Origin of the sequence: Archangium sp. (genome assembly GCF_036277355.1) — a bacterium.
Lineage (GTDB): Bacteria > Myxococcota > Myxococcia > Myxococcales > Myxococcaceae > Archangium.
Genome location: NZ_DASUNC010000004.1, coordinates 18569 through 37847, shown reverse-complemented (window position 1 = coordinate 37847; position 19279 = coordinate 18569). Strand labels below are relative to the sequence as shown.

The 19279-nt window shown below is 68.6% G+C and carries 20 protein-coding genes; 11 read left to right on the top strand and 9 right to left on the bottom strand.

The window, feature by feature from the left end; translation table 11 throughout:
• The first annotated feature begins 17 nt into the window (after nucleotides 1–17).
• Nucleotides 18–410: a hypothetical protein gene (locus VFZ09_RS00580; protein WP_329725452.1), complete on the top strand. Its 393-nt coding sequence runs from the start codon at nucleotides 18–20 to the stop codon at nucleotides 408–410.
• A gap of 10 nt (nucleotides 411–420) precedes the next feature.
• Here the strand turns inward: VFZ09_RS00580 and VFZ09_RS00575 are convergent, their stop codons facing one another.
• A complete protein-coding gene (locus VFZ09_RS00575; RefSeq protein WP_329725451.1) occupies nucleotides 421–2079 on the bottom strand; it encodes a M14 family metallopeptidase in 1659 nt (552 codons plus the stop codon).
• A gap of 102 nt (nucleotides 2080–2181) precedes the next feature.
• Between VFZ09_RS00575 and VFZ09_RS00570 the strand changes: the two genes are divergently transcribed.
• Nucleotides 2182–3969: an ABC transporter ATP-binding protein gene (locus tag VFZ09_RS00570; protein ID WP_329725450.1), complete on the top strand. Its 1788-nt coding sequence runs from the start codon at nucleotides 2182–2184 to the stop codon at nucleotides 3967–3969.
• On the top strand, nucleotides 3966–5768 hold the full coding sequence (locus VFZ09_RS00565) for an ABC transporter ATP-binding protein (protein WP_329725449.1): 1803 nt from the start codon (nucleotides 3966–3968) through the stop codon (nucleotides 5766–5768). Before VFZ09_RS00570 ends, VFZ09_RS00565 begins: the two co-directional genes overlap by 4 nt.
• A gap of 232 nt (nucleotides 5769–6000) precedes the next feature.
• Here VFZ09_RS00565 and VFZ09_RS00560 read toward each other — a convergent pair whose 3' ends face one another.
• Complete coding sequence (locus VFZ09_RS00560) at nucleotides 6001–6468, bottom strand: cupin domain-containing protein (RefSeq protein WP_329725448.1); 468 nt, start codon at nucleotides 6466–6468, stop codon at nucleotides 6001–6003.
• Between the two features lie 146 nt (nucleotides 6469–6614).
• Between VFZ09_RS00560 and nudC the strand changes: the two genes are divergently transcribed.
• Both nudC and VFZ09_RS00550 read left to right on the top strand, forming a co-directional pair.
• On the top strand, nucleotides 6615–7448 hold the full coding sequence (gene nudC / locus VFZ09_RS00555) for an NAD(+) diphosphatase (RefSeq protein ID WP_329725447.1): 834 nt from the start codon (nucleotides 6615–6617) through the stop codon (nucleotides 7446–7448).
• 145 nt (nucleotides 7449–7593) lie between these two features.
• Nucleotides 7594–8286: a radical SAM protein gene (locus VFZ09_RS00550; protein ID WP_329725446.1), complete on the top strand. Its 693-nt coding sequence runs from the start codon at nucleotides 7594–7596 to the stop codon at nucleotides 8284–8286.
• Nucleotides 8287–8304: 18 nt separating this feature from the next.
• Here VFZ09_RS00550 and VFZ09_RS00545 read toward each other — a convergent pair whose 3' ends face one another.
• Both VFZ09_RS00545 and VFZ09_RS00540 read right to left on the bottom strand, forming a co-directional pair.
• A complete protein-coding gene (locus tag VFZ09_RS00545) occupies nucleotides 8305–8829 on the bottom strand; it encodes a B-box zinc finger protein (protein WP_329725445.1) in 525 nt (174 codons plus the stop codon).
• A 19-nt stretch (nucleotides 8830–8848) separates the two neighbouring features.
• Nucleotides 8849–9133, bottom strand: a complete 285-nt coding sequence (locus VFZ09_RS00540) for a hypothetical protein (RefSeq protein ID WP_329725444.1) — start codon at nucleotides 9131–9133, stop codon at nucleotides 8849–8851.
• Nucleotides 9134–9231: 98 nt separating this feature from the next.
• On the opposite strand from VFZ09_RS00540, the gene VFZ09_RS00535 reads away from it, so the two are divergent.
• Complete coding sequence (locus tag VFZ09_RS00535) at nucleotides 9232–9555, top strand: hypothetical protein (RefSeq protein WP_329725443.1); 324 nt, start codon at nucleotides 9232–9234, stop codon at nucleotides 9553–9555.
• Between the two features lie 140 nt (nucleotides 9556–9695).
• Here VFZ09_RS00535 and VFZ09_RS00530 read toward each other — a convergent pair whose 3' ends face one another.
• The 5 genes from VFZ09_RS00530 to VFZ09_RS00510 form a co-directional block, all read right to left on the bottom strand.
• Complete coding sequence (locus tag VFZ09_RS00530; RefSeq protein ID WP_329725442.1) at nucleotides 9696–10412, bottom strand: hypothetical protein; 717 nt, start codon at nucleotides 10410–10412, stop codon at nucleotides 9696–9698.
• Between the two features lie 71 nt (nucleotides 10413–10483).
• The gene (locus tag VFZ09_RS00525) at nucleotides 10484–11818 is read right to left on the bottom strand and encodes an AAA family ATPase (RefSeq protein ID WP_329725441.1); all 1335 of its coding nucleotides are present in this window, start codon (nucleotides 11816–11818) and stop codon (nucleotides 10484–10486) included.
• Nucleotides 11819–12001: 183 nt separating this feature from the next.
• The gene (locus tag VFZ09_RS00520) at nucleotides 12002–13282 is read right to left on the bottom strand and encodes a HAMP domain-containing sensor histidine kinase (RefSeq protein WP_329725440.1); all 1281 of its coding nucleotides are present in this window, start codon (nucleotides 13280–13282) and stop codon (nucleotides 12002–12004) included.
• A 135-nt stretch (nucleotides 13283–13417) separates the two neighbouring features.
• Nucleotides 13418–13651 carry a GIY-YIG nuclease family protein gene (locus VFZ09_RS00515; RefSeq protein WP_329725482.1) on the bottom strand — a complete coding sequence of 78 codons (234 nt, stop codon included), beginning with the start codon at nucleotides 13649–13651 and terminating at the stop codon, nucleotides 13418–13420.
• Nucleotides 13652–13739: 88 nt separating this feature from the next.
• Complete coding sequence (locus VFZ09_RS00510) at nucleotides 13740–13982, bottom strand: CBS domain-containing protein (RefSeq protein WP_329725439.1); 243 nt, start codon at nucleotides 13980–13982, stop codon at nucleotides 13740–13742.
• 175 nt (nucleotides 13983–14157) lie between these two features.
• Here VFZ09_RS00510 and VFZ09_RS00505 point away from each other — a divergent pair, with 175 nt between their 5' ends.
• The 5 genes from VFZ09_RS00505 (at nucleotide 14158) to pdxA (ending at nucleotide 19275) form a co-directional block, all read left to right on the top strand.
• Nucleotides 14158–15174 (top strand): alpha/beta hydrolase, encoded by a 1017-nt coding sequence (locus tag VFZ09_RS00505; RefSeq protein WP_329725481.1) that lies wholly within the window; start codon nucleotides 14158–14160, stop codon nucleotides 15172–15174.
• 67 nt (nucleotides 15175–15241) lie between these two features.
• Nucleotides 15242–16273 (top strand): peptidylprolyl isomerase, encoded by a 1032-nt coding sequence (locus VFZ09_RS00500; protein ID WP_329725438.1) that lies wholly within the window; start codon nucleotides 15242–15244, stop codon nucleotides 16271–16273.
• Nucleotides 16274–16290: 17 nt separating this feature from the next.
• Nucleotides 16291–17289, top strand: a complete 999-nt coding sequence (locus tag VFZ09_RS00495; protein ID WP_329725480.1) for a peptidylprolyl isomerase — start codon at nucleotides 16291–16293, stop codon at nucleotides 17287–17289.
• A 40-nt stretch (nucleotides 17290–17329) separates the two neighbouring features.
• Nucleotides 17330–18301, top strand: coding sequence for a peptidylprolyl isomerase (locus VFZ09_RS00490; RefSeq protein WP_329725437.1), 972 nt, complete (start codon nucleotides 17330–17332; stop codon nucleotides 18299–18301).
• Between the two features lie 2 nt (nucleotides 18302–18303).
• The gene (gene pdxA, locus VFZ09_RS00485; protein WP_329725436.1) at nucleotides 18304–19275 is read left to right on the top strand and encodes a 4-hydroxythreonine-4-phosphate dehydrogenase PdxA; all 972 of its coding nucleotides are present in this window, start codon (nucleotides 18304–18306) and stop codon (nucleotides 19273–19275) included.
• Nucleotides 19276–19279 lie beyond the last annotated feature (4 nt).

The window sequence follows — 19279 nt, the reverse complement described above, 5'->3', positions numbered from 1 at the left end:
ACACTTCCGGACTCGCGATGAAATACGACAAGAACTTCGATGCCGATGCCGTCCTTCGCACCGTGGAGGCCGTGAGCAAGCAGCACGCGGAGGGGACGCCCGAGGACGCGGCGCTCCGCGTCTGCGCGGCCGCGCTGCTGTACGTGCGGGATGACCTCAAGAAACTCGAAGAGTTTCGCGAATTTTTTCGAAAAATCACCACCCCCGCACGCGAGGGCATCCAGATTGCCCACACCTTCGCCTCGCGAGAGGAGGCGGAGGCGTGGCTCGCGAGCGGGGCCGCGAAGGATGGCCAGCTCCTCCGGGTGGGCGGCCAGGGCTTCACCGTCATCGACCACGGGGCGAAGGGGCTGAAGCTCGTCCGGATACCGCTGCCGGAGGAGCTGCCCCCTCACAAGCCCGGGAAGTAGGCGGGGTGCGTCACTCCGCCTTCTTCGGCGCGGCGGCGGAGCCCACCACGCGGTGGACGGGGTAGAGCTCGCCCACCTGGATGAGGCCGTCGAGGAATTGCCAGCGGCAGAAGCCGTCGTCGGAGTGCGGCTCGAGCAGGTACACGGCCAGGGTGCCGGTGCGCTGCGCGGTGGGCACGAGCAGGGTGCCCGCGGGGAACTCGCGGGTGGTGCGCTCGGGGGCCACGGTGAGCACGGTCTCGAAGCGCACGGGCTTGGGCTTCTGGCTGAGCGGGACCTCGGACTGGCCGGGAGGCGGGACGTTGGTGGCCACGTCGGGGCTGAACGTCTCCTCGCGCCGGGCCACGCGGTAGCTGTCCACGGTGAAGCGCCGCGGGGCGTCGAGCCGCTCGAAGCGGATGCCATGGCCCTCGAGGCGCGAGGCGAGCTCGGCCGGCGCGAGGTACGCGGCCGGGGTGCTCACCGCCTGCGTGGGCACGAAGGTGCGGTGGTGCGGCGCCTTGTACTTCTTCTGGCGCTTGCCCGGGTAGCGGCGCGCGGTGATGCTGGCCTCGTCGTAGGCGAGGATGTGGGCCACGTCATCGGGCTTCGCGTAGGCGGGGTACTCGAACACGAGCGCGCCCTTGTCGTCGCGCGTGGCGACGCCGTAGTTGATGCCCACGAGCGCCTGCACATCGGGCGACTCGCCGCGCGCGATGATGCGCTCCTCCTCGGCCTGGGTCATGGCGCGGTAGGCCTTGGCGTTCTTGGCGGCGTCGCGGATCAGCTCGAGCAACCACGCCCGCATCACCGCGCAGCGGCGCTCGAAGGTGATGTAGCTGTAGGTCTCGAGCAGCACGTCGATGCGGCCGAGCAGACCGCGGTAGTGGCTGCCGAAGCGCGGAAGCGCGGGGTAGGTGTGCCAGCCGGAGACGGGATTGCCCTCCTCCTTGTAGTTGCCGTACCAGAAGCAGTCGAAGCCATGGCGCTTCTTCACGGCCTGGGCCACGCGGTCGAGCATCTCCCGGTTGAACTCGCGCAGCTCGGAGAAGAGCGGCTCGTTCGAGTGCGACGTGTCGTAGGTGAGGTCGAAGGCGTGGATGCTGCCGTCGGTGGTGTGGCAGTCGATGAACACGTCGGGCCACCACGCCTGGTAGAACTTCGCGAGGGCGCGCGTCTCGGGCGCCTCCTGCTTCATGCTGTCACGGTTGAGGTTCCAACCTTCGCCCGTGTAGCGCATGCCCACACCGCCCTCGGGGTTCACCTGGCCCTCGAGGTTCTGCAGGTCCAGCTTGCGGTTGTTGGGGCTGATGCGGTCGTTGCCGTCGGGGTTGAAGTCCGGAATCAGCACGAGGCAGAGCTTGTCGAGCAGCTTCTGGCCCAGCCTGGTGAGGGTCAAATCCCGGGCGAGCGCGAGGACGGACTCCTTGCCCTCGACCTCACCGGCGTGGATGTTGGCCTCGATCATCACCACGAGCTTCTTCTGGCGGCGGGCGAGCTCGGGGGTGAAGCAGTTGCGATCGCTGACGATGAGCGCGGCCAGCGGCTGGCCCTCGCCGCTCTGGCCGAAGTCGACGCGCTTGACGAGCTTCGTGCGGCGGCTGAGCTCGTCGACGAAGGCGAGCACATCGGCGTGGCGTGAGGTTTCCTTGTAGTTCGACGCTTCGGCGCGGGTGAGCAACTCGGTCATGGGGGCGCATCCGAGCGTCCCCCCCGGGCAGCGTCAAGCACTCCGTCACTTCTCCGCGAGGACATTGCGGCCCGAGGTCCGGTCCGCTACGTCTGCCCGGACATGGAACACGGACGAAGACCGCAGGCACCTCCAGGCAGCGCAAGGGCTATCTGGCGGGCGCTCGGGTATCTGGGCCGGTACAAGCTGGAGACGGCGGGCGCGCTGGTGGCGCTGCTGCTCGTGTCCGCCGCCAACCTCGCGGCGCCCCAGCTGGTGCGGCTGGCCATCGACGAAGGCATCGCCCGGAACGACAACGCCACGGTGCTCCAGGCCGTGGGAGGGCTGGTGGCCATCGCCCTGGGGCGGGGGCTCTTCAACTTCCTCCAGGGCTACCTGGCCGAGCGGGTGTCACAGGGCGTCGCCTTCGACCTGCGCGACGCGCTCTTCGCGCGCATCCAGCGGCTGAGCTTCAGCTACTACGACCAGGCGCAGACCGGGCAGCTCCTCACCCGGCTCACCAACGACGTCGAGCAGGTGCGCACCTTCGTCGGCTCCGGCGTGGTCCAGCTCGCCGCCTCGTGCGCCATGCTGGTGGGCTGCGCGGTGTTGCTGCTCAACCTCAACCCCGTGCTCGCGGTGGTGGCGCTGGCGTCCGTCGCCCCCATCCTCTGGCTGCTCCGGAATTTCGTGGGCAAGATGGGCCCGCTGTTCGGCCGGGTGCAGGCCGCATTGGGACGGCTCAACACGGTGCTCCAGGAGGATCTGCGCGGCATCCGCGTGGTGCGCGCGTTCTCCGGCGAGGAGCGCGAAGCCGCCCGCTACCGGAAGATCAACGACGAGCTGCTCGGCCACAACCTGGGCATCATCGACGCCATCTCCACCAACTTCCCGTTCGTGGGCTTCTTCGCCAACCTCGGCACGCTCGTGGTGGTGGGCGTGGGAGGATTGCTGATCTTCCGTCAGAAGCTGACGCTCGGCGAGCTGCTCGCGTTCAACAGCTACCTGGGCTTCCTGCTCATGCCGCTCATGACGCTGGGCTTCATCGCGGCGCAGATTTCACGCGCCGGGGCGTCCGCGCTGCGCGTGTTCGAGCTGCTCGACACCCAGGTGGAGGTGGCCGACAAGCCGGGAGCCCGCACGCTGCCGCCGATCCAGGGACGGGTGGAGCTGCGCGACGTGCGCTTCCGCTACGCGGGCAGCGAGCGGGAGATCCTCCGGGGCGTGAGCTTCGTGGCCGAGCCGGGGCAGCTCGTGGCCATCCTGGGGACGACGGGCTCGGGGAAGAGCACGATCATCAACCTGATTCCCCGCTTCTACGACGTGACGGGAGGCGCGGTGCTGCTGGACGGGCACGACGTGCGCGAGGTGACGCTCTCCAGCCTGCGCTCGCAGATTGGCGTGGTGTTGCAGGACGCCCTGCTCTTCTCCGGGACGGTGCGCGAGAACATCGCCTACGGCCGTCCGGAGGCGACCCAGGAGCAGATTCAGGCGGCGGCCGAGGCGGCGCAGGCCGCGGAGTTCATCGCCGGACTGCCACAGGGCTACGACACGGTGGTGGGCGAGCGGGGCGTGGGGCTGTCGGGAGGCCAGCGCCAGAGATTGGCGATCGCCCGGGCGCTGCTGACGGATCCGCGCCTGCTCATCCTGGATGACAGCACCTCGGCGGTGGACGCCGGGACGGAGGCCGCGATTCAGGAAGCGCTCGACCGGCTGATGCGCGGCACGAACCGCACGGCGCTCGTCATCGCCCAGCGCATCAGCACGGTGCGCGACGCGGACCTCATCCTGGTGTTGGACGAGGGACGGGTGGTGGCGCAGGGGACGCATGAGCAGCTGCTGGCGTCGAGTGCGCTCTACAACGAGATCCTCGGCTCGCAACTGCAGGCCAGCACCCCGGAGGCGGCATGAGAAGGCCTGGGAGTCTCGAGTCGATGGCGGAGCTGGAGATCCAGCGTGCCGCCAACCGTGGAGCGGTGGCGCGCCGGCTGGTGACGGAGCTGCGGCCCCATCAGGGCACGCTGCTGGTGGCGCTGGGCCTGGTCGTCGTGAGCGCGCTGGCGCAGGCCATCGGACCGTATCTGGTGAGCCGGGCCATCGATCACGACATCGGGAGCGGGAACGCGGAGGCCCTGCTGCGCACCATGCTGCTGCTGCTCGCCGTGTACCTCGGGGGCGCGGTGGCCTCGCGGGCGCAGACGCGGCGCGTGGGCGCGGTGGGACAGCAGGTGCTCGCATCGATGCGCACCCGGCTCTTCGGGCAGCTCCAGGCACTGCCGCTCTCGTACTTCGACAAGCGGCCCATCGGGGATTTGATGAGCCGGTTGCTCAGTGACGTGGACACGCTCAACCAGTTCTTCTCGCAGGGGCTGACGCAGCTGCTGGGCGCGATGCTGGGGCTGGTGGGTGTGCTGGTGGCGATGCTCGCGCTCAACGTCCGCCTGGCACTGGCGTGCTTCACGCTCATTCCGGCGATGCTGCTCACCACGTGGTTCTTCGCCGCCCGGGCCCGGAAGGCCTACCGCAAGACGCGGCAGACGGTGGGCAGCGTGACGGCGGAGCTACAGGAGGAACTGGTGGGCGTCCGGCAGGCACAGGCGTTCAACCGCACGGACGAGAACATCCGGCGCTTCCGGGGCCGGAACGCCGCCAACCGCGACGCCAACGTGGCCGCGGTGGGCGTCACCTCCGCGTTCTCCCCGGCCATCGACGTGCTCGCCACCCTGTCCACGGCACTCGTCATCGGCTACGGCGGCCACCTGGTGCTCCAGGGGCAGTTGACCGTGGGACTGGTGGCGGCGTTCCTCATCTACGCGCAGCAGTTCTTCCGGCCGGTGCAACTGGCGGCCTCCACGTACACGCTGATGCAGTCGGCGCTCGCGGGCGCGGAGCGCATCTATTCCATCCTGGACGAGCCTCGCGAGCCCGCCGACGTCCCTGACGCGCTGGAGCTGGGACGAGCCCAGGGTCGCATCACGTTCGAGAAGGTGTCCTTCGCCTACGACGCGGAGCACCCGGTGCTCCGGGACGTGAGCTTCGAGGTGGCCCCCGGGCAGACGGTGGCGCTGGTGGGCCGCACGGGCGCGGGGAAGACGACGGTGGCCAACCTCATTCCGCGCTTCTACGACACCACGGAGGGCGTGGTGCGGCTGGATGGGGAGGACGTCAAGCGCGTGAAGCGGGCGAGCCTGCGGCGGCAGATGGCGACGGTGATTCAGGAGCCGTTCCTGTTCTCTGGAACCATCGCGGAGAACATCGGCTACGGCCGGCCGGGCGCGAGCCGCGAGGAGATAGAGCAGGCCGCGCGCGCGGTGCATGCGCACGAGTTCATCGCCGCGCTGCCGAAGGGTTATGACTCGGTGCTCGGGGAGGGAGGCGCCACGCTGAGCCAGGGGCAACGGCAGTTGCTGGCGTTCGCTCGGGCGGTCATCGCCGAGCCGCGCGTGCTCATCCTCGACGAGGCGACGGCGAACATCGACACGAGGACGGAGGCGCTCATCCAGCGCGCACTGTCCACGTTGCTGGCGGGAAGGACGAGCGTGGTCATCGCGCACCGGCTCAGCACCATCCGGAGCGCGGACCTCATCCTCGTCATCGACGCCGGACGCATCACGGAGCGAGGCACGCACGAGGAACTGATGGCACGCAACGGCCTGTACGCGGAGCTGTACCACCGGCAGTTCCGCGAGCCCGCGGCTGCCGCGCGCTAATTCGTCTCAGGTGAGCACATCAGGAGAACACGCGCTGACAACAGCGGCCATTTCCCCTCGCCCTCCGGGAGAGGGACGGGGTGAGGGTGCCACGGGCCCCGGGTTGAACCCACTGTCCCCACTGTGGGCCACGGGTTGAAGAACGGGTTCGGATACCCTCACCCCAACCCTCTCCCGAGGGGAGAGGGAGCATGCGGCTCCAGGGAGCATGCGGCTCCAGGGAGCATGCGGCTCACGGAGCGGCGGCAGCGGGCTTCACGGGCTCCCCCTGACGGAAGCGCGCTTCGGGACCGGGGCCCACGTACACCTGCACGGCCCGGAAGTTCGGAGCCCCCTCGGGAATGCGCGCCGAGTGACGGACCCCCGCCGGAATGTAGACGGCATCGCCCTGCTTCACGGGCATCGCCTGGCCCTCGATGGTCATCTCCGCCCCTCCCTCCTCCACGTAGAGCATCTCCACACTGTCCGCGTGGATGTGCTCGGGCACTCCGGCGCCCGCCTGGAGATCCAGCACCCCCATCGAGGCCGCACGGGCTCCGGTCTCCTCGTTGGTGAGCAGGATGGCCGTCCCCTTGCCCTGGGAGATGCGGAAGGTGGGGGCCTCGGCGCTGCCCACCACGTAGCGAACGGGCACGGTGGGAACGCGGGCACAGCCAGCGGAGACACACAACACAGCCATCAGGAGCGAGGTGCGCATCATCCCTCCGTTCCTAGCACTGGCTGGCGGTCACCCGCATCCATGTGTCATCGCGGCGGTGTCTCCCACACACCACGGGCCTCCAGGAGGAGCCTCCCCCGGACACGACGCCCTGCCCCCGCGTACCGGCTCCCGCTAAGGTGCCGCACGTGAGCCCTCCCCGATTCATCCCCGGACACGAAGTCCCCGCTCGCCCGCGTGACAACGCCCTGCTCTTCGCCGCGCACGGCCTGGAGCTGCTCGTCGCCGAGCAGGACAACACCGTGCGCATCCCCACCTGCGCGGAGCTGCCCGAGTTCGCCACGGGGGCGCACTTCCTCGGCACCCTCGGGGACGTGGACTGCTACGCCGCCGCCTTCCCCAAGGACATCTCGCCTACCGAGGGCATGAAGCTCGTCCCCGCGCGTGGCCTCTACAACCGCGTGGACGAGTCGCTCTTCGGCGTCGCGGGCCGGGCGCTCGCCATCGCCGAGTGGGACTCCACCCACCGCTTCTGCGGTCGCGACGGCCAGCCCACGGTGCTCGTCCCCGGCGAGCGCGCGCGCCGCTGCCCCGCCTGCCGCACGCCCTACTACCCGCGCATCTCCCCCGCCGTCATCGTGCTCATCACCCGGGGAGACTCCATGCTGCTCGCGCGCAACGCCAACTTCCCCGGGGCCTTCTTCAGCACCCTGGCCGGCTTCGTCGACGTCGGCGAGTCGCTCGAGGAGACGGTGGTGCGCGAGGTGAAGGAGGAGGTCGGCGTGGACCTGAAGAACCTCCGCTACTTCGGCAGCCAGCCGTGGCCCTTCGGCCGCTCGCTCATGCTCGGCTTCACCGCCGAGTACGCCGGGGGAGACCTCCAGGTAGACGGCCAGGAGATCGCCGAGGCGGGCTGGTTCACCCCCGACAACCTCCCGCAGCTCCCGCCGCGCCTGAGCATCGCCCGGCAGCTCATCGACACCTTCATCGCCCAGGTGAAGGCCCGGAGCACCCCGGCCTGAGGCCCGGGCACCCGGGGCTCGCTCGCCGCGAGGGCGGGCGGGCACCTGGAAATTCCCGAGGGATGTCAAGCGGTTGAGGCCCAGGGGGTCTCCGGACTTGCATCCACCGCCCGGGTGGGATTGAAGCGAGGCCCCCGGATCCCCCATGCCCGTCGCGCGTCCCCACATCGAGCCCCGTCGTGTTGCCACCGCTGACTCGGTGGTGGTCAAGGAGTTCTACCTCTCGGTGCAGGGCGAGTCCTCGCACGCGGGGCTGCTCTGCTCCTTCGTGCGGCTCACCGGCTGCCACCTGCGCTGCACCTACTGCGACAGCGAGTTCGCCTTCCACGGCGGCACGCGCATGAAGATTCCGGAGGTGGTGACGAAGGTGAAGGAGCTCGGCGCGCCCCGGGTGGAGGTGACGGGTGGCGAGCCCCTGCTGCAGCCCGGCGTGTACCCGCTCATGGAGGAGCTGCTGGCCGCCGGCCTCACCGTGCTGCTGGAGACGAGCGGCGCCATCGACGTGCGGCTGGTGCCTCCGGCGGTGCATAAAATCGTGGACATGAAGACGCCGTCCTCGGGCGAGTGCGACCGGAACGACTACCGGAACCTCACGTCGATGAACGCCAACGACGAGCTCAAGTTCGTCATCGGCAGCCGCGAGGACTACGAGTGGTCCAAGAAGCTCATCGCCGAGCACCGGCTGCTGGAGAAGCCCTACGGGCTGCTCTTCTCCACCATCTTCGGCAAGCTGACGACGAAGGAGCTGGCCGAGTGGATCATCGCGGACCGGCTGCCGGTGCGCTTCCAGCTCCAGATGCACAAGTACATCTGGGACCCGAACGAGCGCGGCGTCTGAGGACGGGCCGCGGGCGCCTCAGTGCGGGCCGGCGACGAAGAAGCCCAGCACGAGCCGGAGCACGAGGAAGACCTGGAGCAGGACGCAGGCGAGGTTGAGCCAGGACAGGCCGCGCGTCCACCGGGCCCACGAGCGCGCGGGCGAGGCGGAGTCCACGCGCTCGAGGCGGCGCAGCTCGCGGGAGGACAGCCAGAAGCCGAGCCCCGCGGCGATGACATTGAGCACGGGCAGGCGCCGGAGGACGGGGATGACGAGGGTGGCCTGGCCCGTGTCGACCACCACGTTCATCGGCAGGAGCATGGCGAGCGGCACGGTGAGCAGGGCGACGATGCCCAGGCCGAACGTCCACTTGAGGGCCAGCGAGGCGGTGCCGTGCTTCCGGACGAAGTCGAGGCAGGAGGCGCAGTAGGAGGACTCGCCGAGCAGCTCGGTGCACTCGCCACAGAGGAAGGTGCCACAGCGGACACAGGTGGCGACCGCGGCCCGCTGGTGCGAGGGGCAGCGGGGACTGGTGAAGGCGGGCGGGTCTGGCACGGAGGCCACGGGCTCGCCTCGCACCGGGTCAGAAGATGGGAGGCGGAGGCGGACGCAGCATCACCTGCTCCAACGCATGGGCGCCCAGGCCGAGGAAGACGGCGGCGAGCACGCTGCTGCCGAAGAAGCCGGCGAGGATGAGGTTCTTGCGCGGGTGCTCGAACTGGCTGAAGGCGTACACGAGCACGTAGCAGGGCACCAGGAGCACCATCATCCCCGTCCCCAGGCTCCGGCGGAACGCGTGGACGAGCAGGAAGGCGGCGCAGACGAGCGTGATGACCCCGAACAAGGCGGCGAGAGGAAGGAGCGGCACGCCCTTCAGATAGCACGGCCCGTGGCGCGTGGTGGCCCCCATGCGCGGAATGCGTGCTAAAGCACGCTCCCACGTCTCCTCACCGAGGTGCCCGGACGATGGCCACACTGAAGACGCTGCTCACCTTCATCCTCTTGGGAGCCTTCCTGGGGCTGGCAACGGCCTCGTATATCGGCCCCCAGTTCCTCGAGTGGTACAACACGGCGCCGTTGGGGGCGCAGACGGTGTGCGACCTGCCCAAGGTCATCCAGGGCATCACCGCGTCCCTGCTGCGCTACCAGGTGTACGGCACGCTCATCGGAGCGGGGACCTTCCTCATCCTGGGCATCGTCTTCGTGGTGTCGCGCTCGAAGAAGCAGAAGCGGATGCAGCAGCCGCCCACCACTCCGACCCCGCCGGCCCAGCCGGGTCCCGCCGTCTGAACGCGTCTACCCCCCTGCCCCCCTCTCCCCCCGGGAGAGGGCCGGGGTGAGGGTATCTTGCCTACCCGGGTTGCGAGCCCCCTCTCCCTCTGGGAGAGGGCCGGGGTGAGGGTCTTCCCGAGGATTCAGGAGTCCACCATTCACCCATAGGCATAGGTCCGAGCCAGGGCCTCGCGCAGCTCGGAGTCCTGACTCAGCGCCTCGACGATGGCCGTGAAGGACCTGCCCGCCGCCCGGACCTCCCGCGCCGGAAAGCCAGTGGAAGCCAGTTCCAGGTTGTGGACAGCGCCCAGGCACACCGCCTCTTTCGGCTTCAGCACCTCATCGAGCATGGTCCTATCCTGGGCCCAAGCATTGAACTGCTCGACATCGCGCCCGCCATAGCGCTCCTTGCAGAGCCGGATGGCCTCCCGGGTGTTTTGAAAGAGCCACGCCTCGATGCTGTAGAACGGGACCACCGTCTTGAGCCGGGCCATCCGCGCATCAGCGTACTTCTTCACTTCTTCGGTCCTGGTAGCCAGTTCCGGCTTCCGCCCCACCAGCCGCTCCTGAATCTTGAGCCGTACAGGCTCCCAGATGAGTTCTTTGAACTTCTGGCGGTTCTCACTCGAATCCCTCGCAGCCCAGGGACGATCTCCATCGAAGTGGAAGAAGACCCAACCATTGTGCAACTCCAATTGGATGGCAATGAGGGTGATCAGATCGGTCCGGCTGCGATGGTAGCGGGCCCCTTTGCTCTTCCAGTTGTTTGCCTGGACTACTTCCAAAACATCCTTACTCCGCAACGGTTCGAAGACAATCTTCGTCTCGTGCGTCTCTACATGCTCATCCACCTGCTTGAGGATTTCCTTCACCATGTGGTTGAAGGTTTTGAACCCTCCTCTATCCTCGGTCAGAAGGAGCACAGAAAGACACGGCCTGGCGCGGCTCACCACAGCCCCCTGAGCCGAAGAAGTTCCCCCACGTGGTGGATGGCTACTTGATACGCGCTGAAAAACGCTTCTGCCTCATCCAGCGCCATATTTTCCCACACCATCTGCTCGCGGTTCTCGTGGGACTCCATACGACAAAGCACGAACGAGGAACGAACCTCTTCGGCTGATTCAAAATAGAGGTAATCCAATAGCAGAGGATTCTGGCTGGTCAGGAAGGCCTGCCGCTCTCCGATGTCTTCCAGACAGGGACCTATCCAGCCATGGTGCATACCATTTACCAATTCATCTGCCACCACACAGGTAGAATTGCAGGCCAGGTAATAATAAAAAGCAACCAATCGCTTTTGGCCATAGCTAAGCAGCGTATGATTGAAAACCTCGCCATCGCGGCGGGTGAAATCGAAACGCATGTTACCGAAATCAATCCGCAGACGCGGCTGGGTCCTCATCGCCAACCGTTGAAGCCCGAGATGAGCATGCTTGAACTCGAGCAGTTCAACAACTCTCGATAGGAACCAGGCCCCTTCGTCGCTCGATTGAATCCGGACCTCGTCCGCATCTGGATCTGATTGAAGCCGTCCTATCAAATGGCTTCTCAGTATTCTCGGTGCACCGTCTCGGGAGTTGATCCTGTATGACCCCTGAATCTTGGTAGCAGCAAATGTCGAGGAGGGCCGTGTAATGAGGTCCAGGAACCCGAGCGACTCATCGAATCGCTTGAGGTTTCGCAAGAATCCAGCCACAGATGAAGCCAGTGCTGAACTCAACGAATGCAAATCTGGGACTCCCAGCCCCTCTGTCTCCTCCAGATCACTCAAGACCACGAGGAGATCCCCCATGCTGGTCTGCCCCAGAATGGGTGCTTCGTAGTCCATCCCCCAGGATGGCCTCGCCTCATCACCAAGCTCCAGTGTCAGACGCGACCCCGAAATAATCAGCCGGTACTTCTCGCCCGCCTCGGCGCGTGTAACAACAATCTCACCAGATGACTGGTAGCGCGCAGACGCCTGCATGAGAGACGCGGTAGAAACACCCTGCTCGCCCTCCTCGGCGTCCAGAACCACGCGCTCAGGTTTGGTGCGCGATTCGTTGCGCAGGGAGACCCGCAGATGCGCCTCATCCGTCAAGATGTCGTACTCCAGCGCAAACGGCTCTCCTAGTAACGCAGAGAAATCCCAGCTCAGGAGCTGCACGATCAGGTTCAGCAACGTCGTCTTGCCCGTGCCGTTGCGCCCCAGCAGCACGTTGAGCGAGTCGCGGAAGTGAAGCTCCGTCCCCGGCTTCACGTTCCGGTACTTCTCTATCTTCAGGCGCTTCAGCTTCACCATGGCTCGGGGTCCTACCGGGTCGACGCGGGTCCGCTACGCGCATTGCCGCTCGCCGGCCGATACGCGCGCCCACCTTACCGCGCACCCTCCGCCGGTCCACCCCGCATCACGGTGCTCGTCCACGGGGGACACCGGGCGTAGACCCTCACCCCGGCCCTCTCCCAAAGGGAGAGGGAGCAGGCGTCACGCCACCGGCAATTCCACGATGAAGCGCGCGCCGCCCTCGGGGCGGTTCTCCGCGCGCAGCGTGCCCCCGAACGACTCCACGTACTGGCGCGACAGCGCCAGCCCCAGCCCCGTCCCCTTCCCCGGCGCCTTCGTCGTGAAGAACGTCGTGAAGAGCCTCGGCAGGTTCTCCGCCGAAATCCCCGGCCCGTTGTCCTCCACCATCACCCGCACCCGCTCCCCCACCACCTCCGCGCGCACCGCCACCCGCCCGTCCTGCACCTTCGCGTCCTCGATGGCGTCCGCCGCGTTCAACAACAGGTTCAGCAACACCTGCCCCAGCCGCCTCGGCTCCGCCTTCGCCACCGCCTCCGGCGGCACCTCCACCGCCAGCCTCACCAGCGACTTCAGCCGCACCGACGCCAGCCTCACGCTCGCGTCCACCACCGGCGCCAGCTCGCACCGCCCCACCCCCGCCACCGTCTCCTCCGCCCTCGACAGCGCCGTCAGGTCCTTCACGATTTGATGGATGCGCTCCACCCCCTGCATCGTCTCCTGCAGGGCCTCGGTGTACTCCGTGTCATCCGTCCCCGACGCCGGCTGCCTCCACTCCTCCAACAGGAAGCGCAGGTTGGCCTGCACGTACGCCAGCGGGTTCTTCACCTCGTGCGCCACGCCCGCCGCCAGCCGCCCCACCTGCGCCAACCGCTCGGCCTCCAACGCCCGCGCCTGGGACGCCTCCAGCGCCTCCTGCACCGCCCGCTGCTCGTCCTCCGCCCGCGCCTGCGCCCGCCGCAGCCTCCGGTAGAAGACGCTCAACTGCATCCCCACCGCCCCCGCTCCCAGCAGCAGCAGCAGCCGCGACACCATCGGCACCAGCGCCATCCCCTCCAGCCCCATCAACGTGCCCGCGGCCCCCATCGGCAGCAGCGTGCTCAACGCCCCCTGCCACGGCTCGCCCCGCGACACCGAGAGCGTCATCAGCGGCATCATGAAGAACCAATGGAAGAGCGGATTCTCCGTCCCTCCCAGCCGGTACACCACCAGCCCCAGGAAGAGGTTGGGCACCCCCATCCCCGCCACCATCCTCACGCCCCGGCGGCGCGAGGGCTCCACCCACCGCAGCCCCCACCCCATCGCCGCCGTCAGCCCCGCCCACCCCAGCCGCAGTGCCAACGTGTCCCACGTCAGCCGCCCCACCGACAGCGAGTCCACCACCCAGAACGGCAGACACGTGAGCGCCAGCATGTAGAGGAGGCGCTGCTCGTCGCGCAGCACCAGCTCCTCCGCCTCTGGCATGTCCCCCGGCTCCTCCGGGGCTGCTCCTTCGTGCCGCTGCGCCATGTCCGTGCCGATTCCCCGGGATTCCAGGAGATTGGAGAGTTCAGCGCAGAACACTCTCACAAGATGGGGTCAAGCGAAACCCAGCCTGGGTCAGCGGCGCACCCGGCCCACCAGACGAAGTTTCTCGGCACGTGAGAGACGCTTCAGGGCGGCCTCGCGGCGGAGGGCGGCGCTCCGGTCGGCCGCCGGCTCGCTCCAGACGAGCGTCACCGGCAGGCGGGCGCGGGTATAGGCGGCGCCACGGCCCTTGTTGTGGGTGGCCACGCGGCGTTCGAGGTTGTTGGTGGCGCCGGTGTAGAGCGTCCCGTCCCGGCAGCGCACCATGTAGACGGTCCAGGTGTCCGGCACGGCGGCCCGGCAGCATAGCGCACGCGCCCCTGCGTCCGGACGCCCTCTTCGCCTGCCCGGCCGCTCACCAGGAAGCCGGGTACTCACTTCCCGGCCGGGGCCGCCCCTCGTACGCCGCCATCACCAGCGCCACCGGCAGCAACGGGTCCACCTTCCACGCGGCCAGGATGTGGGCCCGGCTCACGAGCCCCACCAGGCCCCCCTTCTCCCCCACCACCGGGAGCAGGGAAGTGCCCCGCCGCTCCATCACTCGCAGGGCACGCAGGAGGGTATCCGTGGGAACCAGGGCGACTTCGATCGAGGACAACCTTTCCGCAACAGTCGGCTTTTGCCGCATCCACTCGCCTCCCGGCTTGAACGAAGGTGAAGCATTGCAACCGGTCTGCCGACATGTGGGTGCGTGGGTTTTTCAACACGGCATCCGTCCCGCAGGGCATTAGATTCCAGTCGTGACGAATCGAAACGGGCCCAGGCTCACGCGGATGGCGGATATTTTCTCCCGAGCGGTAAATCGGGACGGTGAAGGGTTGCTCACGTTGCCCTTCAAGCCCGATGAGCTGTACCGGGTGCCCACCGACGATGGGGCGGCCATTGCCCTGGGGCGCTACCACGCCCGGGAGCAGCGTCGCTATGCCGAGCCGGTCATCCTCTGCCATGGACTGGGGGCCAACCGCTTCCACATGGACTTCGACGAGCACTACAGCCTGGCGCGCTACCTGGCCCGCGCGGGCTACGAGACGTGGGTGATGGAGCTGCGCGGCCGCGGGCTGGCGGGCCCGTGCGGGGACGCTACCTTCGATGATCAGGCCGAGCACGACGTGCGCACCGCCCTGCGCACCGTGCTGTCCACGGGGGCGAAGCAAGTGCTCTGGGTGGGGCATTCCAAGGGAGGGCTCACCCTGTACGGCCATCTGGCCCGGAACCCGCAAGCGCCCGTCCGCGCCGCCGTGGCCATTGGCAGCCCCTTCACCTTCGCGGTGCAGCCGGGGCTCAAGACGTTCATCCAGAAGATAGAGCCGCTCTTGCGGCTGAAGATGATTCCCACCCGGCGGATTACGGGCATCGCCCTGTTCGGCGCGCCGCCGGGGCCGCTCAGCCGCTACATGATGTTGGCCTCCAACATGGAGCCGGACGTGGTGCGCAAGGCCCTGGCCAACGTGCCCGCGGACATCTACGGCGGCGTGGTGCGCCAGTTCGCCCACTGGATTGCGACGGACTCCTTCTGCATGGCGGATGGCACCTGCTACCGCAAGCCGCTGGCGGGGGTGAAGCTGCCGGTGATGCTGGTGGCGGGGAGCAAGGACCTGCTCGCTCCCCCGCTCGCCGTGGCGCGGGCGCAGGAGCACCTCGGCGGGCCGGTGAAGCTGGTGGTGGCCGGGCGCGGCCATGGCTTCGCCGAGGACTACGGGCATGCGGACCTGGTGCTGGGGCGTCGGGCACCGGACGAAATCTTCCCGCTGGTGGAGGCGTTCCTGTCCGCGCACGCGACCCGGGCGTAGGAAGGCCCCGGGGGGATGTCCGGTTGTCCGCTCCCCCCCGGCGTGCTACCCCACGGGCTCGCGTTCTATGTCTCCTGTCTCCCGCTTCCTGTCCCTCGCCCTGCTGGCCCTCGCGGGCTGCGAGCGTGGCCCCGCACCGGGCCATGCCGTGGTGGACTTCCGCCACACCCGCGCCCCGGTGAGCTCGCCCGTGGCCGCCTGGAAGGACGACGGGGTGCCGGCCGACGAGCTGAAGCAGCGCCTGGAGGAGATGAGCCCCGCCCTGCGCGAGCGCTACCAGACGCTGGAGCAGAAGCGCGAGTACGTGGAGGGCCTGGCCCGCTTCGAGCTGCTGGTGCAGGAGGCCCTCGCCCGCGGGCTGCAGAACGACCCCGAGGTGGTGGCCAGCACCAAGCGCGCCCTGGTGTCCCGGCTGATGCGCGCCCAGCTCGACGAGGCGACGCCCCCCGTCTCCGACGCGGAGGTCGCCGCCTGGTACCAGAGCCACCAGGACGACTACGTGCGGCCGGAGCAGGTGCGGCTCTCGCACCTCTTCCTCGCGGCGCCCCGGGCGGACGCGGCCCGTGGCGAGACGGCGCGCGTGAAGGCGGAGAAGCTGCTCGCCGAGGCGAAGGCGCTGCCCCCCAAGGACTTCACCGCCTTTGGCCGGCTGGCCCGCGCCCACAACGAGGAGCCGCGCACGCAGCCCCTGGATGGAGATCTGCGCTACCGCTCGCTCGAGGAGCTCGGGCGGGACTTCGGGCCCGAGGTGGCGGACGCCGCGCGAGGCCTGCTGGCCAGCGGCCCGGGCGCGCTCAGCGGCGTGGTGCGCACCGACGCGGGCCTGCACGTGCTCCAGCTCACCGGCCACCAGTCCGCGTTGAACCTGAAGCTCGAGGACGTGCGCGAGCAGATTGTGAACCGCCTCTCGCAGGAGAAGCGCACCCGGGCCTGGGCGGAGCTGCTCGCCGGCCTGGAGCGCCGCTCCGGCTTCCGCGTGGACGCCGCGACGCTCTCGCGGGTGCACGTGGACGTGAGCACCCCCATGCGGCCCCCGAGTGGCCCGCCGCCCGGCAGCATCCCCGCCCCCCTTCCCTCCTCCCCCGTGGAGCGCCCGTGACCCTCAGCCACCCTCTCATGCCGCGGACCTTCGCCCGTGCCACCCCGCTGCTCGCCGCCCTGGCGCTCGCCGTGGGCCTGGCCGGTTGCAACAAGAAGGACAAGGAGGATCCAGACGCCAACGTGGTGGCCACGGTGAATGGCGAGGTGCTCTCGCGCGCCGACTTCGAGCAGGAGCTGGGGCGCGAGCTCGCCTCCTCCGCCAACGAGTCCGGCCAGCACACCCCGGAGGACGTGGAGCCCTACAAGCGGGCGCTGCTGGAGACGCTCATCTCCCGCATGGTGCTGCTGCAGGACGCCCGGACGCACAACATCACCGTGAGCCCCGAGGAGGTGGACCGGGGCGTGTTGCGGCTGTCGAGCGACTACCCGGCGGGCAACTTCAACGAGGTGCTGACGCAGGGGCAGCTGTCCATGGCGGAGCTCAAGGCGCGCGAGGCGGCGCGGCTCACCATCGAGAAGCTCTTCACGAACCACGTCTACACGCGCGTGGCGGTGACGGAGGAGGAGCTGCGCGCGTACTACGCGGCGCACGAGACCGGGTTCTCCGAGCCCGAGCAGGTGCGCGCCGCTCAAATCGTCGTGAAGGGCATCGACGAGGCGCGGCGGGTGCAGGCGCAGCTCAAGTCGGGCAAGAAGTTCGCCGACCTGGCGCGCAAGTACTCGCTGAGCGCGGACGCCAAGGTGGGAGGAGACCTGGGCTTCTTCCCTCGGGGGCAGATGCCGCCGGCCTTCGATCAGGTGGTGTTCTACCTGTCGCCGGGCCAGGTGTCGGACGTGGTGGAAACGGAGTACGGCTACCACCTGTTCCGGGTGCTGGAGAAGAAGCCGGGGCGCAAGCTGGAGTTCGCGGAAGTGCGGGACCAGGTGGAGACGAAGCTGCTGGCGCAGCGGCGGGCGGAGGCGCAGGAGACGTACGAGAAGGAGCTGAGGACCAAGGCCCAGGTCTGGGTGAACGAGCCCACGCTCCAGGCCATCCGCGGACGGCCCGCCACGCAGGCGGCGGCGCAGCAGTGAGCAGCCGTCCCATCGACACGGAAACGGAAAGAGGAAGCACATGAAGAAGCTGATGGGGACGATGGTGGCGGCGCTGCTCCTGACGGGCGCGGTGGCTCGGGCGGAGCTGGTGGACCGGGTGGCGGCGGTGGTGAACCGGGACGTCATCGCGCTGTCCGAGGTGGAGAAGCGCGCGGCGCCGGAGCTGGCGCGGCTCAACGCGTCGGTGAGGGATCCGAAGCAGCGGGCCGAGGAGCGGGCGAAGGTGCTCAAGGCGTCGCTGAACACGCTCATCGGCGAGAAGCTGATGGAGGGGGAGATCCGCGAGCTGGGCCTGGCGACGACGGACGCGGAGCTGGAGGCGGCGGTGTCGGACGTGCGGCGGCAGAACAACATCACGGACGAGGCCCAGTTCGAGCGCCTGCTGTCGGGCGAGGGCTTCACGGTGAAGACGTACAAGGACTTCCTGCGCAACCAGATGTCGCGCATGAAGCTGGTGAACATGAAGGTGGCGCCGAAGGTGAAGGTGTCCGAGGAGGACCTGAAGGCGGCGTACACGCAGTACACGAAGATGGAGTCCGGGGACGCCGAGGTGCACGCGCGGCACATCCTGGTGCAGGTGGACGCGAAGGCGGCGCCCGAGAAGGTGGAGGCGGCGCGGCAGAAGGCGTTGAAGCTGGCGGAGGAGGCGCGCAAGCCGGGCGTGGACTTCGCGGAGCTGGCGAAGGCCAAGAGCGAGGGCCCGAGCGCCTCGGACGGAGGAGACCTGGGCTTCTTCCGGCGCGGGGTGATGGTGCCGGCCTTCGAGCGGGTGGCCTTCACGCTGAAGGAGGGCGAGGTCAGCGAGCCGGTGCGCACGCAGTTCGGCTGGCACGTGCTGAAGGTGGAGGAGCGGCGCGCGGTGGACGTGGCCCCCTTCGAGCAGGTGAAGGGCGAGCTGGAGAACCGGCTGAAGATGCAGAAGACGGAGAAGTTCGTGGAGCAGTACGTCCAGGAGCTCCGGCAGAAGGCCTCGGTCGAAGAGAAGATCTGAACGTGAACGAGCGTCCCGTCGTAGGCATCTCACTGGGAGACGTCTCCGGGATTGGCCCGGAAGTCACCGCGTCGGCGCTGTCGAAGCCCAAGGTGCGCCAGGCGTTGCTGCCCGTGGTCTTCGGAGACGGGCCGACGCTGGAGCGCTTCCCGGCCTTCAAGAAGTACACGCGCGTCACCCCCGGCACCCTCCAGCGCGTCACGGAACCCACGGTCTGCGTCGTCACGGAACTGTCCGAGAAGGACCGTGTCCCGGGCAAGCCGACGCGGGCGGGCGGCCGGGCGCAGTACGGCTACATCCAGGCGGCCATCGAGGCGGCACGAGCCGGGAAGGTGGACGCGCTGTGCACGGCGCCGGTGTCCAAGGAGCAGATCTCCCGCGCGGGCATTCCGTTCATGGGGCACACGGAGGTGCTGGCGGAGGCGTTCGGCCGTGAGGTGATGATGCTCATGGACGGCCCGCGGGTGCGGGTGGCGCTGGCGACGAACCACGTGCCGCTGGTGGACGTCTCGCGGATGCTGACGGTGGAGCGGCTGGTGGGCCAGCTGCAGCTCCTGTCGCGGAGCCTGAAGCCGGTGGTGGGCCGGGCGCCGCGCATCGGCGTGCTGAGCTTCAACCCGCACGCGGGCGAGGGCGGGCTGCTGGGGCGCGAGGAGGTGGAGGTGCTCACGCCGGCCATCAAACAGGCGCGCAAGCTGCGGGTGGACGCGCACGGGCCGCTGGCGGCGGACGGGCTGTTCGCGCGGGTGGCGGACTTCCCGTACGACGCCGTGCTGGCGATGTACCACGACCAGGGCCTCATCCCGGCCAAGGCGCTGGACTTCGAGCGCACGGTGAACGTGACACTCGGACTGCCGGTGCCGCGCACGTCGCCGGACCACGGCACGGCGTACAGCCTGGCAGGGACGGGCAAGGCGAGCAGCATCCCCATGGTGGAGGCGCTGCTCAAGGCCGCCCGGCTGGCCGCGCGCTGAGCCC

Excerpts from the sequence above, each read along its gene's own strand:
- VFZ09_RS00525 (WP_329725441.1), bottom strand. The coding sequence starts at position 11,818 with ATGGTGAAGCTGAAGCGCCTGAAGATAGAGAAGTACCGGAACGTGAAG.
- VFZ09_RS00575 (WP_329725451.1), bottom strand. The coding sequence starts at position 2,079 with ATGACCGAGTTGCTCACCCGCGCCGAAGCGTCGAACTACAAGGAAACC.
- VFZ09_RS00505 (WP_329725481.1), top strand. The coding sequence starts at position 14,158 with ATGGCGGATATTTTCTCCCGAGCGGTAAATCGGGACGGTGAAGGGTTG.
- VFZ09_RS00535 (WP_329725443.1), top strand. The coding sequence starts at position 9,232 with ATGGCCACACTGAAGACGCTGCTCACCTTCATCCTCTTGGGAGCCTTC.
- VFZ09_RS00565 (WP_329725449.1), top strand. The coding sequence starts at position 3,966 with ATGAGAAGGCCTGGGAGTCTCGAGTCGATGGCGGAGCTGGAGATCCAG.
- VFZ09_RS00550 (WP_329725446.1), top strand. The coding sequence starts at position 7,594 with ATGCCCGTCGCGCGTCCCCACATCGAGCCCCGTCGTGTTGCCACCGCT.
- VFZ09_RS00530 (WP_329725442.1), bottom strand. The coding sequence starts at position 10,412 with ATGGTGAAGGAAATCCTCAAGCAGGTGGATGAGCATGTAGAGACGCAC.
- VFZ09_RS00490 (WP_329725437.1), top strand. The coding sequence starts at position 17,330 with ATGAAGAAGCTGATGGGGACGATGGTGGCGGCGCTGCTCCTGACGGGC.
- VFZ09_RS00570 (WP_329725450.1), top strand. The coding sequence starts at position 2,182 with ATGGAACACGGACGAAGACCGCAGGCACCTCCAGGCAGCGCAAGGGCT.
- VFZ09_RS00520 (WP_329725440.1), bottom strand. The coding sequence starts at position 13,282 with ATGCCAGAGGCGGAGGAGCTGGTGCTGCGCGACGAGCAGCGCCTCCTC.
- VFZ09_RS00560 (WP_329725448.1), bottom strand. The coding sequence starts at position 6,468 with ATGATGCGCACCTCGCTCCTGATGGCTGTGTTGTGTGTCTCCGCTGGC.
- VFZ09_RS00515 (WP_329725482.1), bottom strand. The coding sequence starts at position 13,651 with ATGGTGCGCTGCCGGGACGGGACGCTCTACACCGGCGCCACCAACAAC.
- VFZ09_RS00495 (WP_329725480.1), top strand. The coding sequence starts at position 16,291 with ATGCCGCGGACCTTCGCCCGTGCCACCCCGCTGCTCGCCGCCCTGGCG.
- VFZ09_RS00580 (WP_329725452.1), top strand. The coding sequence starts at position 18 with ATGAAATACGACAAGAACTTCGATGCCGATGCCGTCCTTCGCACCGTG.
- VFZ09_RS00500 (WP_329725438.1), top strand. The coding sequence starts at position 15,242 with ATGTCTCCTGTCTCCCGCTTCCTGTCCCTCGCCCTGCTGGCCCTCGCG.